Consider the following 18,170-nt stretch of genomic DNA (forward strand, 5'->3'; position numbering starts at 1 on the left):
AATTTTTCTACCTATTCACTCCTCATTAAAAAAGTATAATTTTCCAAATCAAAAAAGGAATTCTTATGCAAACTATAAATAGAAGAACTTTTGTAAAAGGTGTTATTGCAACAAGCTTACTTGTAAATACTCCAATAACAATAAGTGCAAATACTAAAATATCAACAAGAATTAAAACTACTGAAATCAAAGGCAATACATTCAATTTAAGTATTGAAAAGGTATCAGTAAATATTACAGGGAATCCAAGTATTGCTAAAACTGTAAATGGAATGTTAAGTGGCCCAACTCTAAGGTGGAAGGAAGGAGATACTGTTACTATTAATGTAACTAATAACCTTAATGAAGATACATCAATTCACTGGCATGGAATAATCTTGCCTCCTGCAATGGATGGGGTTCCTGGGATAAGTTTTGATGGTATTAAACCAGGTGAAACTTTTACGTATACCTTTCCAGTAGTTCAAAGTGGAACTTATTGGTATCATTCCCATTCAGGATTTCAAGAACAACAAGGTGTTTATGGCGCAATAATAATTGACCCAAAAGTAAAAGACCCTTATGAATATGATAGAGAATATGTGATTTCTTTATCTGATTGGTCAGATGATAAACCATCTTCAATCTATAGAAAAATAAAACTTTCTGCTTCTTATTATAATTTTAAACAACGAACTGTTAGTGATTTTTTTGATGAAGTAAAAGAAAAAGGTTTTTTTGAAGCATTTAGTGAAAGAAAAATGTGGAATGAAATGAAAATGACAGATAGAGATATTTCAGATGTATCAGGATACACATATACTTATTTAATGAATGGAGAGAATCCAGCTACTAATTTTAAAGCACTATTTAAAAATGGTGAGAAAATTAGATTAAGGTTTATTAACAGTTCTGCAATGACATTTTTTGATGTAAGAATTCCAGGTCTTAAAATAAGGGTAGTTGCAGCTGATGGAAATAATATTAAGCCTGTAACTATAGATGAATTTAGAATTGGAGTTGCAGAAACTTATGATGTAATAGTAGAACCTGAAGAAAATAAATCTTATGCTATTTTTGCTCAAAGTATAGATAGAAGTGGATATGCACTTGGAGCTTTAACTTTTGATGAAAAAATAATTGCACAAACTCCACAAATGGATGCATTTCCAATTTTAACACACTCTGATATGGGAATGAATATGGGTAGAATGGAGAACATGAATCATTCTAGAGATAATATGAAAGCTATGACTTCAGAAGAAACAAAATCTATGCGTAATCAAAGAGCTATGAAATGTGGAGCGGGAATGGATATGTCTAGTATTAAAAAACCAGAAAAGACTATAGAACCTTCTATGATGGGACATGATATGAAAACTATGAATAATCAAAGTAAAGTAATCCCAATTACTAAACTTGAAGAAGATTCGGGTGTTCAAACAGATGCAGTAGCAATCGATCCACAATATAGACTTGATGATCCAGGTGTTGGACTTAGAAATAATGGTAGAAAAGTTTTAACATATGCAGATTTAAAATCATTAACTCCAACAACTCATGATAGATCACCTGATAGAGAGATAATTTTAAGACTTACAGGAAATATGGAAAGATATATGTGGTCTATAAATGGAATTGCATACAAAGATGCAAAACCTTTAGAGTTCAAATATGGTGAGAGATTAAGAGTCACATATATTAATGATACGATGATGAATCATCCTATGCATCTACATGGTATGTGGAGTGATTTAGAAACAGGAGATGATAACTATCTTCCTAAAAAACATACAATAATTGCACAACCTGGTTCAAAAATTAGTTTTAGAGTAAATGTTGATGCAAGAGGTTCTTGGGCGTATCATTGTCATTTACTTTACCATATGACTGATATGTTTAGAAAAGTAATAGTGTCTTAAGGAGAATACGATGAAAAAATTATTATTAGCAACATCAATTACAGGATTATTAGCAACATCAAGTTTAGCAGGTGGTGGTGGAGATATTTTTAGAAGCTCATTAGTAGTTGATCAACTTGAATATCAACTTAGTAACGAAAAAGCAACTATTTGGAATGTCTATGCTTATGCAGGTTACGATATAAATAAAGTGTATATCTATTCTGAAGGAGAAAAACCAAAAGATGAATCTGCCAAAAGTGAAAACCAATTGGTTTATTCAAGAGCCATTTCTCCTTTTTGGGATCTTCAAACAGGTATTGGATATGATAAGAGTATTGAATCTCATCAAACGTGGGGGTTAATAGGAGTACAAGGTTTAGCACCATACTTTTTTGAGAGTAGAGCAACTCTTTTATTTGGAGAGGATGGAAATATTGGATTAAGAGCTGAAGCTGAATATGATGCATTATTGACACAAAAACTTATATTAAGTCCAAGTATTGCATTAAGTGCCTATAGAAAAGACAATGAAAAAATGGGGATAGGAAGTGGTTTCTCAAATATTGCTCTTGGAACTAGATTAAGATATGAATTTAAAAGAGAAGTTGCTCCATATATAGGAGTTGAATGGAATAAAAATTTAGGAAATACAAATGATATTTCACCTTTAGATGAAATATATGGAGTAATTGGTATAAAATTTTGGTTTTAATATAAATTCCACATTAACTCCATACTAAAACTATATTATATAAATATAAAAGGAAAAATGATGAAAAAAATATTTAAAGCAAATAATATCTCTTGTATAAGTTGTGTAAATTTAATCAAAGGTTCTTTAGAAGATGATTTTGGAACCATTGAGATAAATCTCAACACTAATCCAAAAGAAGTTAGTGTTGAGATTTCAACTGAAGAGCAAGAGTCTAGTTTCAAAAAAGAAATGTTTGAACTTGGATTTGAAATAATAGAGAAATAATATATACAAGTCATATAGGAGGATAAAATGTCAAAAGAAAAAATTAAATTAAATATCTCAGGTATGACTTGTGTAAATTGTTCAAATGGAATTGAAAGAGCTGTTAGTAAACTTAATGGATTAGAATCTTCAAAAGTGAGTTTTGCTTCTAATGAAGGTGAGTTTTTTATAGATAATAAACTTTTAAATAAAGAAAAATTAATTAATAAAATTAAAAAACTAGGTTATGGAGTAGAAGAAAACTTAGAAGCTTTAGAAAAAACTAAACTTTTAGCTTATAATAAATTAAAAAATATTTTTTCTATAAGTATAGTTTTAACTATAGTTATGTTTTATTTTGTATTTTTTCCAGTTGAGAATATTCAAAATAATCAATATATTATGTTTATTTTAGCAACTATAGTACAATTTTATGCCGGAGGGAGATTTTACACTTTGGCATATAAGGCTGTTAGTAATAAAAATTATGATATGAATGTTCTCGTTGCTTTAGGTACTAGTGCCGCATATTTTTATTCAGTTTTTGTAGTATTCTTTCCTTCACTATTTCCTGAAAATTTACGATTTTTATATTTTGATGGAGCTGCTGTGATTATAAGTTTTATTCTTTTAGGAAGATTACTAGAAGAACGTTCAAAAGCAAAAGCTACAGATTTTTTAAAAAAACTTATGAATTTAGCCCCTTTAAATGCAACATTAATTTGTGAAGATGGAACTTTTAAGACTATTTTAGCAACACAATTAAAAATAGGTGATAAAGTTCTAATAAAAACAGGTGAAAAGATTTCTACAGATGCAATTATAGTAAAAGGAGGTGCAGATATTGATACTTCTATGATTACGGGGGAATCAATGCCTGTATATAAAACAATTGGTGATGAAGTAATTGCAGGAACTTTGAATACTACAGGAATTCTAGAGGTTTTAGTTCTAAAGCAATCAAGCGATACTACTTTATCAAAAATAATAGCACTTTTAAGTACAGCTCAAAGTAAAAAACTTCCAATAAGTAGGTTTGCAGATGATGTTGCAAATATTTTTGTACCAGTTGTTATTGCTATTTCTATTCTAACTTTTATAGTTTGGTATTTTTTTGTAGGTGATGCCTTTAGTGCTATAATAGCATCAATTTCGGTGCTAGTTATTTCTTGTCCTTGTGCTTTAGGACTTGCAACACCTATTGCAATAGTTAGTTCAGTTGGAAAAGGTGCACAAGAAGGAATTTTAATTAAAAATCCTGAAATATTAGAAATTATAAAAGATATAAAATATGCAGTTTTTGATAAAACAGGAACTCTAACAAATGGTATTATTTCTGTTAAAGATGCAATCTATGAAGAAAAATATTTAGATATTTTAGCTTCCATTGAAACAAAAAGTGAACATCCAATTTCAAAAGCTGTAGTTCATTTTGTGAAAAATAAAAACATACAGATAAATAAAGAATTTGCAGATATACAAATTATTCCTGGTCTTGGAATAAGTGCAATATATAAAAATAAAAATGTACTAATAGGCTCACTTAATTTTCTTAAAAAGAATGGTATAAAATTAAATGATAAATATCTAAACTTCTATAATAATTCATTAGCAAATGGTTCCGGTGTAATATTAGCATCAATAGAAAAAGAGTGTGTGGCTGTTTTTGCTTTAGAAGATAGTATTAAAGATGGTGCAAAAGAGTTAATTGCTAATTTAAAAGCAAAAGATATTATTCCTATATTATTAACAGGTGATAATAAAATTACTGCATATAATGTTGCTAAAGAGTTAGATATTGATAAAGTTTATGCTCAAGTTCTTCCTGATGAAAAATACAAAGTAATAATAGAACTTCAAAAAGAAGCAAAAGTAATGTTTGTAGGTGATGGAGTAAATGATTCCCCATCTATTAAACAGGCAGATATTGGAATAACTTTAAATTCTGGTTCTGATATTACAAAAGATGCAGGTGATATTATTTTAATAAATAATGATTTAAAAGCTGTATCAAAAAGTATTAATTTATCAATAGAATCAATGAAAACAATCAAACAAAATCTATTTTGGGCATTTATTTATAATATTGGAGGAATTCCCTTGGCAGCAGGAGTATTTTACCCTATATTTGGTGTAATGTTAACTCCAATGTATGCAGGAATTGCAATGAGTTTTTCTTCAGTTACTGTTGTATTAAACTCATTACGTTTAAAGTTTAAGAAGATTTAGTAAGAGATTATTTATTTCTTACTATTCTTTTAATTACTACGTAGAATTTTCTTTCTAATCTTCCTCATCCTTTATTCATTAGATTAATATAATAATAAAATTTACACATAATGGTCATAGTCATAATGATTTAAAATCTAACTTAACTATTTATTCTCCAGACAATGCCAGATTATCTTATGAAGGTAAAAATGCAAAAACGAATGGTAAATATATATTATATATATTTGAAAGAGAAAAGTACATGTACTTTTCTCTTAATATTTGCTCATGAAGTGGGTGTACCAAAATCTAAAAGAGGTTTATTTATTGTTGATTGAAAGATTATATCTTTTGTAATAAATAATTTCCTCATTAACTACACACAAGATAGATAAAATTACATAAATTAAAAAAAGGAAAAAAATGAAAAAGATTTCAACATTTGTAATAGGATTAAGTTTATTAACAAGTACTGCATTATTTGCAGGTGAAAATCATATGGGAGACCATATGCATAATGGTGTTATGACAAACCACATGAATCCTGATGGTAAAACTGACAAGGAGATGAATAAAATGGGGATGAGCCCATACCATCATAATATGATGGTAAATGGATATGATGTAACAGTTGCCTCTGACAAACCATTATCTGATGGCAAAAATCACATGTCAGTTATGTTAATGAAAAATGGTCATCCTGTAAATGATGCCAATATAAGTATGAAATTTTCAATGCCATCAATGCCTGGAATGGAATTTATGGAACAAGCGACTTTTAATAATGACAAATATAATACAAATGTAAACTTTAGCATGGGTGGACAATGGGATTATGAGCTAATGTTTAAAATGCATGATGGCTCAATGCAAAAAGCACATGGTAGTGTAAATATAAAATGATTTATAAATCATTATTAGTAGCTTCACTAATAATATCATCAAGTTTTTCACTCGAACTTGATGATATTCCTAAAAAGAATGGTGAAGAATTAAGCCTTCAAAAAGTTGTTAAGACAGCTGTTATTAATGATTCTTGGCTATTAGGTAATAAATATTCACAAGAGGCTATAGAAGAGAGTAGTATTGCTGCTGGAACATATTCTGATCCTAAAATAACAATTGGTGCTAGTAATCTACCAACAGATACATTCGATTTAAATCAAGAAGCTATGACACAATTAAAAATAGGTGTTTCTCAAATGTTTCCTAGAGGAAATAGTTTAGAAATAAAAAAAGAACAACTAAGATTGCAATCTAGTCAATATCCATATCAAAGAGAAGATAGAAAAGGTAAATTAACTGTACAAATCTCTCAACTTTGGTTAGAAGCATATAAAAATCAAGAGAGTATCAATTTAATTGAAAAAAACCGTTCTTTATTTGAACAATTAGCAGATATAGCAGAATCAAACTATTCATCAACATTAGGAAAAACAAGACAACAAGATATCGTAAGAGCCCAATTAGAATTAACAAAATTAGAGGATAGACTAACTATTTTGAAGCAAAAAAAAGATAAAGCAATATTAAGTCTTTCACAATGGTTATATAGTTTTACGGAAGACCAGCTCAATAGTGAAAATATCTTAGAAAACTCAAATCTAGTTTTACCAAAAACTCTACCAAATATTGAAATGATTAATAAATATGATTTTGATGTTAAAGAAAATTCAGAAAAACTATTAAATAAATTTGAAAATCATCCATCAATAAAAAACCTTGAACAGAAAATTAAAGCAGCTACAAAAAACATAGCTTTAGCAAGAGAAAATTACAAGCCACAATTTGCACTTAATGCTAGCTATGCAAAAAGAGAAGATGATTTAGCAGGAAAAAATAGAGCTGATTTATTCTCTGTTGGAGTTACTTTTGATTTACCAGTATTTGTTAAAAATAGACAAGATAAAAAACTTAAAGTAGCAATGCTACAAACAAAATCAGTTAAAACAGAAAAAATATTACAATTTAAAAATCTTCTTAGTTCCTTTAATACAATAAAAGCTAACTTAATAAGATTAAAAGATAGACAATCTTTATATAAATTAAAACTATTACCTCAAATAAATGAGCAAGCAGAAGCTTCTTTAACAGCTTATACAAATGATGATGGAGATTTTGCAGAAGTTGTAAGATCAAGAATTTCACAATTAAATTCACAAATTGATATATTAGATATTAATGTTGAAATTCAAAAAAATATTGTTAAATATAATTATCTTTTTGCTAATAATGCAGAAAATATATTAAAAATATCAAATAAATAAGGAAAAACTATGAAATTTGGTTTATTCGTTGCTGGAATTGTTTTAGGAGGAGGTATAACTTACCTTGGGTTAAACTCTATAGGACAAAGTGAACCTTCAAATTCTACAACAGAAAATAAAAATATTGAAAAAAAGCCTCTTTATTGGGTAGCACCAATGGATGCAAATTATAAAAGAGATAAACCTGGGAAATCTCCAATGGGAATGGATTTAATACCATTTTATGGGAACCAAGGAAGCGGTCCTGATGAAGGAGAAGGAACAATAAAGATTTCTCCAAGTGTAGTTAATAATTTGGGAGTAAGAACTGATTTAGTAAAAAAACAATCTCTTCATTCTCAAATTAATACTGTTGGATATATAAACTATGATGAAGATTATTTAATTCATATTCATCCAAGAGTAAATGGTTGGATAGAAAAACTTTATGTAAAAGCATCTGGTGATCCAATAAAAAAAGGAGAACCATTGTATGAAATTTATTCTCCTGAAATGGTTAATGCTCAAGAGGAACTATTACTAGCACTAGAAAGAAAAAATCAAAGATTAATAAAAGCTGCAAAAAATAGGCTAGTGTCATTACAAGTGCCAATTTTAGCGATTAAAGAATTAGAAAGAACAAGAAAAGTTAAACAATCAATTACTTTTTATTCTCCTAGTACTGGAGTAATAGATAATCTTAAGATTAGAGAAGGTTTTTATGTAAAACCAGGGATAACGCTTATGTCCATTGGAACATTAAAACAAGTTTGGGTTAATGCAGAGATATTTGAACGTCAAGCATCTGAAGTTGAAATTGGAATACCTGTTGAGATGAAGCTTGATTATTTACCTGGACAAGAGTGGAAAGGTGTGGTTGATTATATTTATCCTACATTAGATGTTAAAACAAGAACTATAAAAGTAAGATTAAAATTTGCTAATGAAGATGAACTCTTAAAGCCAGGAATGTTTGCACAAGTTATTATTCATGGAAAAAAAGATAAACCCACTCTTTCAGTCCCTAAAGAAGCAGTAATTAGAACAGGTAATTCAAATAGAGTAGTACTAGCATTAGGAGAAGGAAGTTTCAAGTCTATAAATGTAAAAGTTGGGAAATTTGATGACCAATATGCACAAATTTTGGAAGGCTTAAATGAAGGTGAACGTATTGTTACTTCAGCTCAATTTTTATTAGATTCAGAGTCAAGTAAAACTTCAGACTTTAAACGTATGTCAAAATTAAAAAATAAAGATGACAATTCATCTTCAGGTATGAAATCAATGGATAAAAATTCTGAGCAAAAAGAATGGGCGGAAGCAAAAGTTGTTAAACTTATGCCTGAAGATACTTCAATTAAAGTAACTCATAGTGAAATTCCTAATTGGAAATGGCCATCAATGACTATGAATTTTGAAGTATCAGATAGAATTGATTTTTCTATGTTTAAAGTCGATATGCCTATGGATATTGAGATTACTAAAACAAAAGATAATAAATATATTATAACTGATGTTCGAATGAAACATTAGGGAATTGAGAGCAAATTATGATTAAATCTATAATATATTGGTCTGTAAAGAACCGTTTCTTTGTATTACTTGCGACAGTGATGATTGTAGGTGCTGGATTGTTCTCTGTTAAAAATACAGCAGTAGATGCCTTACCTGACTTATCAGATGTACAAGTTATTATAAAAACAAGCTATCCAGGGCAAGCACCTCAAGTTGTAGAAGATCAAGTAACATACCCCCTTACAACTGCAATGCTTTCTGTTCCTGGTGCAGTTACAGTACGTGGATACTCCTTTTTTGGAGATTCATATGTATATGTTATTTTTGATGAAAAAACAGATTTATATTGGGCAAGAAGTAGAGTTTTAGAATATTTAAGTCAAGTATCATCTACTCTTCCATCAAATGCAAAAACACAACTAGGTCCAGATGCAACTGGAGTTGGTTGGGTTTATTTATATGCACTTATTGATAAAACTGGTAAAAATGATATTAGTCAATTAAGAAGTGTGCAAGATTGGTTTTTAAAATATGAACTTCAAACAGTTCCTGGTGTTTCAGAAGTTACAGCACTAGGTGGTATGGTTAAACAGTATCAAGTCAAAATTGATCCAGATAAATTAAGAGCATTTAGTATACCTCTGTCACTTATTCATACTGCCATTAAAAAAGGAAATCAAGAAGTTGGAGCCTCTGTTGTAGAAATGGCAGAAGCTGAGTATATGGTAAGAGTTACAGGATATTTAGAAAATAAAGAAGATATAGGAAATATCCCACTTGGAATGAATGTAAATGGAACACCTCTTCTTTTAAAAGATATTGCTGAGATTGACATTGGACCTCAAATGAGAAGAGGTATCGCAGAGTTAAATGGAGAAGGAGAAACTGTTGGCGGAATAGTTGTCATGCGTTATGGGGAAAATGCACAAAAAACGATTGATTTAGTAAAAGCTAAATTAGAAACATTAAAAAAAGGTTTACCAGAAGGTGTTGAAATTGTACCTGTATATGATAGAAGTAAATTAATTGAAAGTGCAGTAGATAATTTAACATTTAAATTACTTGAGGAATTTGCAGTTGTTGCTTTAGTATGTATTATATTTTTATTTCATGTACGTTCATCATTAGTTGCAATTGTTAGCTTACCAGTAGGTATTCTTATTGCTTTTATAATAATGTATGCTCAAGGACTTAATGCAAATATTATGTCACTTGGTGGTATTGCTATTGCTATTGGAGCAATGATTGATGGAGCAATTGTAATGATTGAAAATATGCATAAGCATATGGAACGAACCCCTTTAACAAAAGAGAATAGATGGCGAATAGTTGCCGAATCAGCCAGTGAAGTGGGACCTGCATTATTCTTTAGTTTACTAATTATTACTGTTAGTTTTGTTCCAGTTTTTACTCTTGAAGCACAAGAAGGAAGAATGTTTGCTCCACTAGCATTTACAAAAACTTATGCAATGGCAGCTTCTGCAGCTCTTGCAATTACGCTTGTCCCAATATTAATGGGGTATTTTATTAGAGGAAAAGTTTTACCAGAACATAAAAATCCAGTTAATAAAATGTTAACTGCTGGATATATGCCTGTATTAAAAGGTGTATTAAAGTATCCTAAAATGGTTCTTTTATCATCTCTTATTATTTTAGGTATTGGTTTTTGGCCATTAGATAAAATTGGAAGTGAATTTATTCCACCTTTAGATGAAGGTGATTTGATGTATATGCCAACAACATATCCTGGTATTTCTATTGGAAAAGCTAGAGAACTTCTACAGCAAACTGATAAATTAATTAAAACTGTACCAGAAGTTGAAACAGTATTTGGAAAAGTTGGACGAGCAGAAACAGCAACTGACCCAGCACCATTAACAATGATTGAAACATTTATTCAACTTAAACCAAAGAATCAATGGCGAGAAGGAGTTACAACAGAAAGTTTAAAAAAAGAATTTGATGCACTTGTAAAATTACCAGGAGTTACTAATGCTTGGGTTATGCCTATTAAAACTAGAATAGATATGCTAGCAACTGGAATCAAAACTCCTATTGGTATAAAAATAGCAGGGCCTGATTTAAAAGTTATAGAAAATATTGGTAAAGATTTAGAAAAAATTATTAAAGAAGTACCTGGTACTACATCTGTTTATTCTGAAAGAGTTGCAGGAGGTAGATATATAAAAGTTGATATTCAAAGAGAAAAAGCAGCTAGATATGGTTTAAATATTTCATATTTACAACAAATTATTTCAACTGCCGTTGGTGGTATGAATGTATCGCAAACGGTAGAGGGACTTGAGCGATATCCCATTAACTTAAGATATCCTCAAGATTATAGAAGTTCTCCTGAACAATTATCATTACTTCCAATAATCACACCAAATGGTCAAAGAATTACATTAGGAGATGTGGCAAAAGTTTATGTTGAAGATGGACCTCCAGGTATAAAAAGTGAAAATGCCAGATTAAATGGTTGGGCATTTATTGATATTGAGGGTGTAGATATTGGAAGTTATGTAAAAGAAGCTCAACTTGCAGTTAATGAGAAACTTGAATTACCTGCTGGATATTCTATAGCATGGTCAGGACAATACGAATATATGGAAAGAGCAAAAGAAAAATTAACGTATGTCGTGCCATTAACCCTGATGATTATAATTATATTATTATATATTAACTTCCGTAATTTTATAGAAGTTGCAATTATTGTGGGAACTTTACCTTTAGCTATGGTTGGGAGTATTTGGCTAATGTATATTCAGAACTATAATTTTTCAGTTGCAGTGGCAGTTGGATTTATTGCATTAGCAGGAGTTGCAGTAGAAATTGGTGTTATTATGTTGGTTTATTTAAATCAAGCATATAATGAAATGATTGAAAGGTGTGTTGCCCAAAAATTAATTCCTAGAGAAGAAACTCTTAGGCATGCTGTTCTTCATGGAGCTGGAATGAGAGTTCGTCCCGTAATGATGACTGCAGCAGCAATTATTGCTGGTCTATTACCTATACTTTATGGTACGGGTACTGGTTCTGAAGTAATGGGAAGAATTGCAGCACCAATGGTAGGAGGAATGGTAAGTGCAGTGATTTTAACTCTTTTAGTTTTACCTGCCATTTATTTTATTTGGAAAAGAAGAGATATAACTAAAATACAAGAAGAGTGTAAACTTAACTTAAATAATGCGTAGTATATCTTTTACCTTTAGGTCTTTAAATTAATTTAAAGACCTTCCTCTCTACATACTAACTCCATATAAAAATATTATAATTTAACAATATTTAAAAATAAGGATTATTTTGAAAAAAAATAAAATTCTAATTATTTTAATTGTTAGTGTTGTTGTTTATTTTTTTCTTCAACCACCTAAAGTGTTATTTGATTTATGGCCATTATTATTGCTTTTATGTCCCATAATTCATCTTTTTATGCACAATGAACATAATCATAATTAATGGAGTTATCATGAATACTATAGTAAAAGATCCCGTATGTGGAATGGATGTTAACAAAACTTCAAAGTTTAATAAATTTTTTAAAGACAAAAAATATTACTTTTGTAGTAAAAATTGTTTAAATAAATTTGAAAAAGAACCTTCATCCTATTTAGAAAATGAAGACAAAAATATTGAGAAGCATGATGGTTCAGTACATAAACATCATTACTCAAATAAAGATACAAAATATACTTGTCCTATGCATCCTGAAATTATTCGTGATAAACCAGGGGATTGTCCTAAATGTGGAATGGCACTTGAACCTATGGATAGTACAAGTAAAGAAGAAGATAATAAAGAACTATCATATATGACAAAAAGGTTTTGGGTAAGTGCGATTTTAGCTGTGCCTTTATTTGTTTTAGCAATGTTATCAGATTTAACAGAAAATATCCTGCCGGTTAATTTAACTATGACAGTTATACAATATATTGAATTTATTCTTGCAACACCAATTGTTCTTTGGGGAGGATGGAATTTTTATGTTAAAGCATATTACTCTATTACTACAAGAAATTTAAATATGTTTACACTTATTGGATTAGGTGTTAGTGTTGCATGGATTTTTAGTGTCATAGCATTATTTTTTCCTATGATTTTCCCTATTGATTTACAAACAGAATCAGGAAGAGTACCTGTCTATTTTGAAGCAGCAGGAGTAATTATTACATTAGTTTTATTAGGCCAAGTATTAGAACTAAAAGCACGTTCAAGAACAAATGTTGCTATCAAAATGTTGCTAGATTTAGTGCCATCAAAAGCTTTAAGAATTAATGAAAATGATAAAGAAGAGTTAATAGATGCAGAAGATATTCAATTAAATGATATTATTAAAATAAAACCAGGAGAAAAAATACCAGTAGATGGGTTTATAACTAAAGGAAAAAGTAATATTGATGAATCAATGATTACAGGAGAATCAATTCCTGTAGAAAAAAATGTAGATGATAAAGTTATTGGTGCGACTGTTAATGGAACAGGTGTATTTTTAATGCAAACTACTAAAATAGGAAAAGATACATTAATATCACAAATTATAGAAATGGTTGCACAGGCACAAAGGAGTCGTGCTCCTATACAGAAATTAGCTGATACAATATCTGGTTATTTTGTACCTGTAGTTGTTATTATTTCTATTATTACTTATATCATTTGGTATCTTTTTGGTCCGGAACCTAGTATTGCATTTGCAATAGTAAATGCAGTTGCAGTTTTAATTATTGCATGTCCTTGTGCATTAGGATTAGCCACTCCAATCTCAGTTATGGTAGGAACTGGTCGGGGTGCAATAGAAGGAGTACTTATAAAAAATGCTGAAGCATTAGAGATTATGGAAAAAGTTGACACAGTTGTTGTTGATAAAACAGGTACTTTAACTGTTGGAAAACCAGAAATAAGTTCAATAATTCCTTTAAATAATTTTATAGAAAATGACATTTTAAAATTTGCTGCTGCAATAGAACAAAATAGTGAGCACCCCTTGTCTGAGGCTATTATCAAAAAAGTAAAAGAAAAAAAGATAGAAATATTAGAAGTTAAAGAATTTAATTATATAACAGGAAAAGGTGTTGTAGGAGAAGTTGATTTTAGAACTATTGCATTAGGTAATTTTAAATTAATGGATAGTCTAAATATAAACTTAGAAGATGCAGAAAAAAAAGCTGATGACTTAAGAGAAAATGGACAAACAGTAATTTTTATAGCTATTGATAATATTTTGGCAGGTTTAATATCTATTGCTGATCCAATAAAACCATCAACTAAAAATGCTATTGATGGCTTGCATGGCCTTGGTATAAATGTAGTGATGTTAACTGGTGACAATAAAACGACAGCATATGCAATTGCAAACGAACTAGCTATAAATCAAGTTTACTCAGATGTTTTACCCGAAGATAAGCTAGCAGTAATAAAAGATTTACAAGCACAAGGTAAAATAGTTGCAATGGCAGGAGATGGAGTAAATGATGCTCCTGCCCTTGTTGCTTCAAATGTAGGAATTGCAATGGGAACTGGTACTGATATCGCAATTGAAAGTGCAGAAATTACTTTAATAAAAGGTGATTTAAATGGTATCTTAAAAGCATATAAGTTAAGTAAAGGTACGATGAGAAACATACGACAAAATCTATTTTTTGCCTTTATTTATAATACACTAGGTGTACCAATTGCAGCTGGGATTTTATACCCTTATTTTGGCGTTTTATTATCTCCAATTATTGCTGCAAGTGCTATGAGCTTCAGTTCAGTCTCTGTTATATTGAATGCATTAAGATTAAAAAATCTTAAATTAAGATAGAAGGAGTATAAAATGAATATTTTAAATATTGCTATAAATGTTAATGAATCAAGTTGTAGTTCAAGTAATACTAATAGTTTAAATATACAAGAAAACGGGAATAGTGAATTTAGTTCAATGTTAGAAAAATCAGAAAAAAATCCAATAAGTTTCAATGAAACTATAGTAGATGATAATGAAACTATTTTAAATCAATATTTGGCTAATGGGATTAATTTCTTGTCTATAAATAATTAATTCTTCTATGCTTTCTTAACTTATTGGTTTATATAATTAGAGTTAAAAATAAAAGGAGTTGCCATGAAAGAACATATACATAATGATAGAATAACAAATTATCAAAAAAATAGCATGTCACTTGTAGGGGCAGTATCTATGGGTACTGGTGTTATGATAGGAGCAGGAATTCTTGCCTTAACAGGACAAATAGCAGAGCTTGCAGGTTCACTATTTCCTCTGGCTTTTTTAGCTGCTGCAGTTACCACGTCTACTCATACTTTGAGTAATATTGTTTTTTAATAATAAATCTTTATGTGAATATGAAGCATATTGGCTTCCTCTATCTGTGTGCCAAAGTAAACCATTTGAAGGCTTTCTATGAAGTATTGCCATTTCTAAAGCATTATTTACCAATGACACTTTCATTGTGTCATCCATACTCCAACCAACAATCTTTCTTGAGTATAAATCAATTACAGTTGCTAAGTAAAGCCAACCTTCCCCCGTTGGAATATAAGTAATATCTCCAACATATTTTTCATCTGGATTTGATGCATAAAAATCTCTATTTAAGATATTAGGTGCAATTGGCAGATTATGATTTGAATCAGTTGTATTTTTATACCTTCTTTTCATTTTAACTTTTAAGTTTAAGTCTTTCATGATATTTGAAATACGTCTTCTTGAAGTGATTAATCCATATATTTCTTTTAGTTTATCTCTAATTCTACGAGTTCCATAGTTATTCCTACCCTGAACAAAGATAATCTCTATTAATTCATTAAGTTTCTTATCTACTTTTTTAATGATACAACCAGCTTTAACCCAATGATAATATGAAGATCTATTAACTTTTAATACTTTACACATAATATGCGTATTGAAAATATTCTTGTTGTTCCTTATCCATGCGTACTTTATAGGATTTCTTTTGCGAAGTACGCTGTTGCCTTTTTTAGAATATCTCTTTCTTGTTTTAGTATCTTATTTTCACGTCTAAGGCGTTTTAGTTCTTCCTGTTCACTTTCTTTTGATGAAGATGTATTTATCTCTCTTGTTGGTATATTATGTGCTTTCTTATAACTTGTAACCCAATGATATAATGTCTTTGAATTAAGACCTAAATCTTCTGCAACTTTAACAACACTTTCTCCATCATTTAAAATTAATTGAACTGTCGAATCTTTGAACTCTTTACTATATTTACTTTTTCTCATGCTAACCCTCATTCATTTTATTTTATCTCAGAATTGTTAAATTCTGAGTATGAATTCATGTTACCTCTCCAAAATCTTATTTATGACTATAATAGATTTTTATTATTGAATTTATACCCAATTCCTCTAATATTTATAATTAAGTTGTCATCGTCGAGAATTTTTCTTAAATTTTTTATATATGTTCTGATTGTCGTCTCACTTGGTGAATCTTCATAAGCCCAAATATTCGTACTCAATTCTTCAACACTTACTACATTTTGATTTCTTATTAGGTATAACAATATTTCACACTCTTTTTTTGTAAGGCGTATTTCCTTATTATTTACATTAATAATTGAATTTAGTCTATCAAAATATATATTTGAAGAAAGCTCAATAATATTATTGGGTAAAATATTAAATAGTCTTTTTAAATTGTTTATTCTTACATCTAATTCTTTAAGTTCAATAGGTTTTTTAATATAATCATCACAACCAGATTCAAAGCCTTTTTCGATATCTTCAACCATATTTAATGATGTTAAAAAAATTGTTGGTGTTTTTATATTATTTTGTCTTACACTTTTTAATAGTTCAAACCCTTTAATTCCAGGAACATTCACATCAAAAATAAATAAATCATATGTTTCAGAATAAATTAAAACTTCAGCTTCACTTCCTGTAAAGGTGGAAGTTATAGCATAACCTTTATTTTGTAAGTATTCTTCAATAATCTCATTTAATAATATATCATCTTCAAGTAAAAGTATTTTCATGGAACTCCTTTATGAAATTTTATCATAAAGTTATAAGAGAAGTATAATGCAAGGATGAAAATCCCTGCATAGTTTTGTTAGAAAGAATAAATAAGTCTAGTTCTTAAATCTGTAGCATCTTTTGTATTATTCTCATAATCTAAAATAGAATAATCAATTTGTGCTTTTAATTCTTTTGAAAATTTATATTCCAAATTCAAAGTAGTCTCGTCTAAATCTGAGTTTGCTGCTAGTTTATCAAATTGTGTAAATCTTAATTTTGATTTTAAATCACCAATTTTATATCCTGCACCAATTTGCCAAGCATCAGTCCCCGCACTAAAGGCATCAACTCCTGCTGTTTTTGTTGTAGTCGTATAATTTGCATATGCTCCTTGTCCTATACCTCTAAAAACTGCAGCATCACTTGAAGAATTATCTGCTGATGTATATCCTGCAAATAAATCTAACCCTGAAATATTAAATCCTGCTTTAACTCCATATAATGAATTGTTTTTTAATCCAGCAATATCGTAATTTGTATCAAAATACTGTAGTGCAACATAAGGTTTTATATCAATATTAACAGTATATTTTGCATCAGCATAAATTGCAGATAATACATCATTTACTTTTGCATATTGTCCTTGAACTGTTAAATTAGGTATTGAAGTATTCTTAACATACAGTGTTTTTACTCCACCATTTTTAATTGTATTAAAATTACCTGGTTCTCCTGTTCCATTTGTTTGGAAATCGACAGCCGCTACATTATCAGAATATGTTGATTTATCAGTTCTTGTTTGATACTTAGTAACAACACCAGCAACTAATGTTGTATCAGGGATATCACTATTTACAAGAAGATATCCTTCAAAAGATTCTTTAATTAATCTAGAACTTGAACCTGCTAATAATGGTGTACTAATAAATTGTCTACCACCTTTAAAAGTAGTTTTGTCATATGTGTATTGTAAATAAGATTCTGATAAAACTGAACCTTGTGCATCCATACTCCCAGCTGTTTTTGCACTTTCATCATCAATACTTGCAATTTGTGAAGTCTGAAATGTTGCACCTAAAATAAGACCATTATACGAATCTGTTACATAATTTAGCATTCCACCATTTGCCCAAATAGAACTATCTTTAGTTGTAGGTGAATCAAAAGTTTGTGCGAAATAATATGATTTTACTTCACCTTTTAATTTCCCATTTGTAAATGCTTCAGATAAAGAATCTGCAGCAAAAGCAGTTGTTGTAAATCCTGTAATAGCTATTGCAGCTATTAAACTTAATTTTGCGATTTTTTTCATTTTTTCTCCTAGAAGGGTTAGATTTTATTTATAAAAATAATAAAGAATTCTATCTATCCAAAATGTAG

At 29.4% G+C, this 18,170-nt stretch carries 16 protein-coding genes; 12 read left to right on the forward strand and 4 right to left on the reverse strand.

Annotated elements, in window-relative coordinates; all coding sequences use genetic code 11:
• Positions 1 to 65: 65 nt before the first annotated feature.
• From LXN10_RS03900 to LXN10_RS03955, 12 genes are all read left to right on the forward strand, one after another.
• Positions 66 to 1,901 carry a copper resistance system multicopper oxidase gene (locus tag LXN10_RS03900; RefSeq protein WP_375724613.1) on the forward strand — a complete coding sequence of 612 codons (1,836 nt, stop codon included), beginning with the start codon at positions 66 to 68 and terminating at the stop codon, positions 1,899 to 1,901.
• 10 nt (positions 1,902 to 1,911) lie between these two features.
• Entirely contained in the window at positions 1,912 to 2,595 is a 684-nt protein-coding gene (locus LXN10_RS03905; RefSeq protein ID WP_375724614.1) for a copper resistance protein B, read from the forward strand.
• A gap of 60 nt (positions 2,596 to 2,655) precedes the next feature.
• Positions 2,656 to 2,862 carry a heavy metal transport/detoxification protein gene (locus LXN10_RS03910; RefSeq protein WP_375724615.1) on the forward strand — a complete coding sequence of 69 codons (207 nt, stop codon included), beginning with the start codon at positions 2,656 to 2,658 and terminating at the stop codon, positions 2,860 to 2,862.
• 27 nt (positions 2,863 to 2,889) lie between these two features.
• Positions 2,890 to 5,070, forward strand: a complete 2,181-nt coding sequence (locus LXN10_RS03915) for a heavy metal translocating P-type ATPase (protein WP_375724616.1) — start codon at positions 2,890 to 2,892, stop codon at positions 5,068 to 5,070.
• Positions 5,071 to 5,475: 405 nt separating this feature from the next.
• A complete protein-coding gene (locus tag LXN10_RS03920) occupies positions 5,476 to 5,955 on the forward strand; it encodes a FixH family protein (RefSeq protein ID WP_375724617.1) in 480 nt (159 codons plus the stop codon).
• A complete protein-coding gene (locus LXN10_RS03925; RefSeq protein WP_375724618.1) occupies positions 5,952 to 7,319 on the forward strand; it encodes a TolC family protein in 1,368 nt (455 codons plus the stop codon). The genes LXN10_RS03920 and LXN10_RS03925 overlap by 4 nt, the downstream gene beginning before the upstream one ends.
• A gap of 9 nt (positions 7,320 to 7,328) precedes the next feature.
• Complete coding sequence (locus tag LXN10_RS03930; RefSeq protein ID WP_375724619.1) at positions 7,329 to 8,831, forward strand: efflux RND transporter periplasmic adaptor subunit; 1,503 nt, start codon at positions 7,329 to 7,331, stop codon at positions 8,829 to 8,831.
• A gap of 17 nt (positions 8,832 to 8,848) precedes the next feature.
• Positions 8,849 to 12,007: an efflux RND transporter permease subunit gene (locus LXN10_RS03935; RefSeq protein WP_375724620.1), complete on the forward strand. Its 3,159-nt coding sequence runs from the start codon at positions 8,849 to 8,851 to the stop codon at positions 12,005 to 12,007.
• Positions 12,008 to 12,116: 109 nt separating this feature from the next.
• Positions 12,117 to 12,272 (forward strand): DUF2933 domain-containing protein, encoded by a 156-nt coding sequence (locus LXN10_RS03940; RefSeq protein ID WP_375724621.1) that lies wholly within the window; start codon positions 12,117 to 12,119, stop codon positions 12,270 to 12,272.
• Between the two features lie 10 nt (positions 12,273 to 12,282).
• On the forward strand, positions 12,283 to 14,613 hold the full coding sequence (locus tag LXN10_RS03945) for a heavy metal translocating P-type ATPase (RefSeq protein WP_375724622.1): 2,331 nt from the start codon (positions 12,283 to 12,285) through the stop codon (positions 14,611 to 14,613).
• Between the two features lie 12 nt (positions 14,614 to 14,625).
• Positions 14,626 to 14,850 carry a hypothetical protein gene (locus tag LXN10_RS03950; RefSeq protein WP_375724623.1) on the forward strand — a complete coding sequence of 75 codons (225 nt, stop codon included), beginning with the start codon at positions 14,626 to 14,628 and terminating at the stop codon, positions 14,848 to 14,850.
• A gap of 63 nt (positions 14,851 to 14,913) precedes the next feature.
• On the forward strand, positions 14,914 to 15,132 hold the full coding sequence (locus LXN10_RS03955) for a hypothetical protein (protein WP_375724624.1): 219 nt from the start codon (positions 14,914 to 14,916) through the stop codon (positions 15,130 to 15,132).
• Here LXN10_RS03955 and LXN10_RS03960 read toward each other — a convergent pair.
• From LXN10_RS03960 to LXN10_RS03975, 4 genes are all read right to left on the reverse strand, one after another.
• Positions 15,079 to 15,753, reverse strand: a complete 675-nt coding sequence (locus LXN10_RS03960) for an IS3 family transposase (RefSeq protein WP_375725322.1) — start codon at positions 15,751 to 15,753, stop codon at positions 15,079 to 15,081. The two genes, LXN10_RS03955 and LXN10_RS03960, sit on opposite strands and share 54 nt — an antisense overlap.
• Positions 15,750 to 16,049: a transposase gene (locus tag LXN10_RS03965; RefSeq protein ID WP_375724625.1), complete on the reverse strand. Its 300-nt coding sequence runs from the start codon at positions 16,047 to 16,049 to the stop codon at positions 15,750 to 15,752. Before LXN10_RS03965 ends, LXN10_RS03960 begins: the two co-directional genes overlap by 4 nt.
• An 86-nt stretch (positions 16,050 to 16,135) precedes the next feature.
• Positions 16,136 to 16,807 (reverse strand): response regulator transcription factor, encoded by a 672-nt coding sequence (locus LXN10_RS03970; RefSeq protein ID WP_375724626.1) that lies wholly within the window; start codon positions 16,805 to 16,807, stop codon positions 16,136 to 16,138.
• A gap of 77 nt (positions 16,808 to 16,884) precedes the next feature.
• Positions 16,885 to 18,102: an OprD family outer membrane porin gene (locus LXN10_RS03975; RefSeq protein WP_375724627.1), complete on the reverse strand. Its 1,218-nt coding sequence runs from the start codon at positions 18,100 to 18,102 to the stop codon at positions 16,885 to 16,887.
• Positions 18,103 to 18,170 lie beyond the last annotated feature (68 nt).

Origin of the sequence: Arcobacter iocasae (assembly GCF_042214795.1) — a bacterium.
Classification (GTDB): domain Bacteria; phylum Campylobacterota; class Campylobacteria; order Campylobacterales; family Arcobacteraceae; genus Arcobacter; species Arcobacter iocasae.

Coding starts and splice junctions, on each gene's coding strand:
- LXN10_RS03900 (WP_375724613.1), top strand. CDS start 66: ATGCAAACTATAAATAGAAGAACTTTTGTAAAAGGTGTTATTGCAACA.
- LXN10_RS03905 (WP_375724614.1), top strand. CDS start 1,912: ATGAAAAAATTATTATTAGCAACATCAATTACAGGATTATTAGCAACA.
- LXN10_RS03910 (WP_375724615.1), top strand. CDS start 2,656: ATGAAAAAAATATTTAAAGCAAATAATATCTCTTGTATAAGTTGTGTA.
- LXN10_RS03915 (WP_375724616.1), top strand. CDS start 2,890: ATGTCAAAAGAAAAAATTAAATTAAATATCTCAGGTATGACTTGTGTA.
- LXN10_RS03920 (WP_375724617.1), top strand. CDS start 5,476: ATGAAAAAGATTTCAACATTTGTAATAGGATTAAGTTTATTAACAAGT.
- LXN10_RS03925 (WP_375724618.1), top strand. CDS start 5,952: ATGATTTATAAATCATTATTAGTAGCTTCACTAATAATATCATCAAGT.
- LXN10_RS03930 (WP_375724619.1), top strand. CDS start 7,329: ATGAAATTTGGTTTATTCGTTGCTGGAATTGTTTTAGGAGGAGGTATA.
- LXN10_RS03935 (WP_375724620.1), top strand. CDS start 8,849: ATGATTAAATCTATAATATATTGGTCTGTAAAGAACCGTTTCTTTGTA.
- LXN10_RS03945 (WP_375724622.1), top strand. CDS start 12,283: ATGAATACTATAGTAAAAGATCCCGTATGTGGAATGGATGTTAACAAA.
- LXN10_RS03950 (WP_375724623.1), top strand. CDS start 14,626: ATGAATATTTTAAATATTGCTATAAATGTTAATGAATCAAGTTGTAGT.
- LXN10_RS03955 (WP_375724624.1), top strand. CDS start 14,914: ATGAAAGAACATATACATAATGATAGAATAACAAATTATCAAAAAAAT.
- LXN10_RS03965 (WP_375724625.1), bottom strand. CDS start 16,049: ATGAGAAAAAGTAAATATAGTAAAGAGTTCAAAGATTCGACAGTTCAA.
- LXN10_RS03970 (WP_375724626.1), bottom strand. CDS start 16,807: ATGAAAATACTTTTACTTGAAGATGATATATTATTAAATGAGATTATT.
- LXN10_RS03975 (WP_375724627.1), bottom strand. CDS start 18,102: ATGAAAAAAATCGCAAAATTAAGTTTAATAGCTGCAATAGCTATTACA.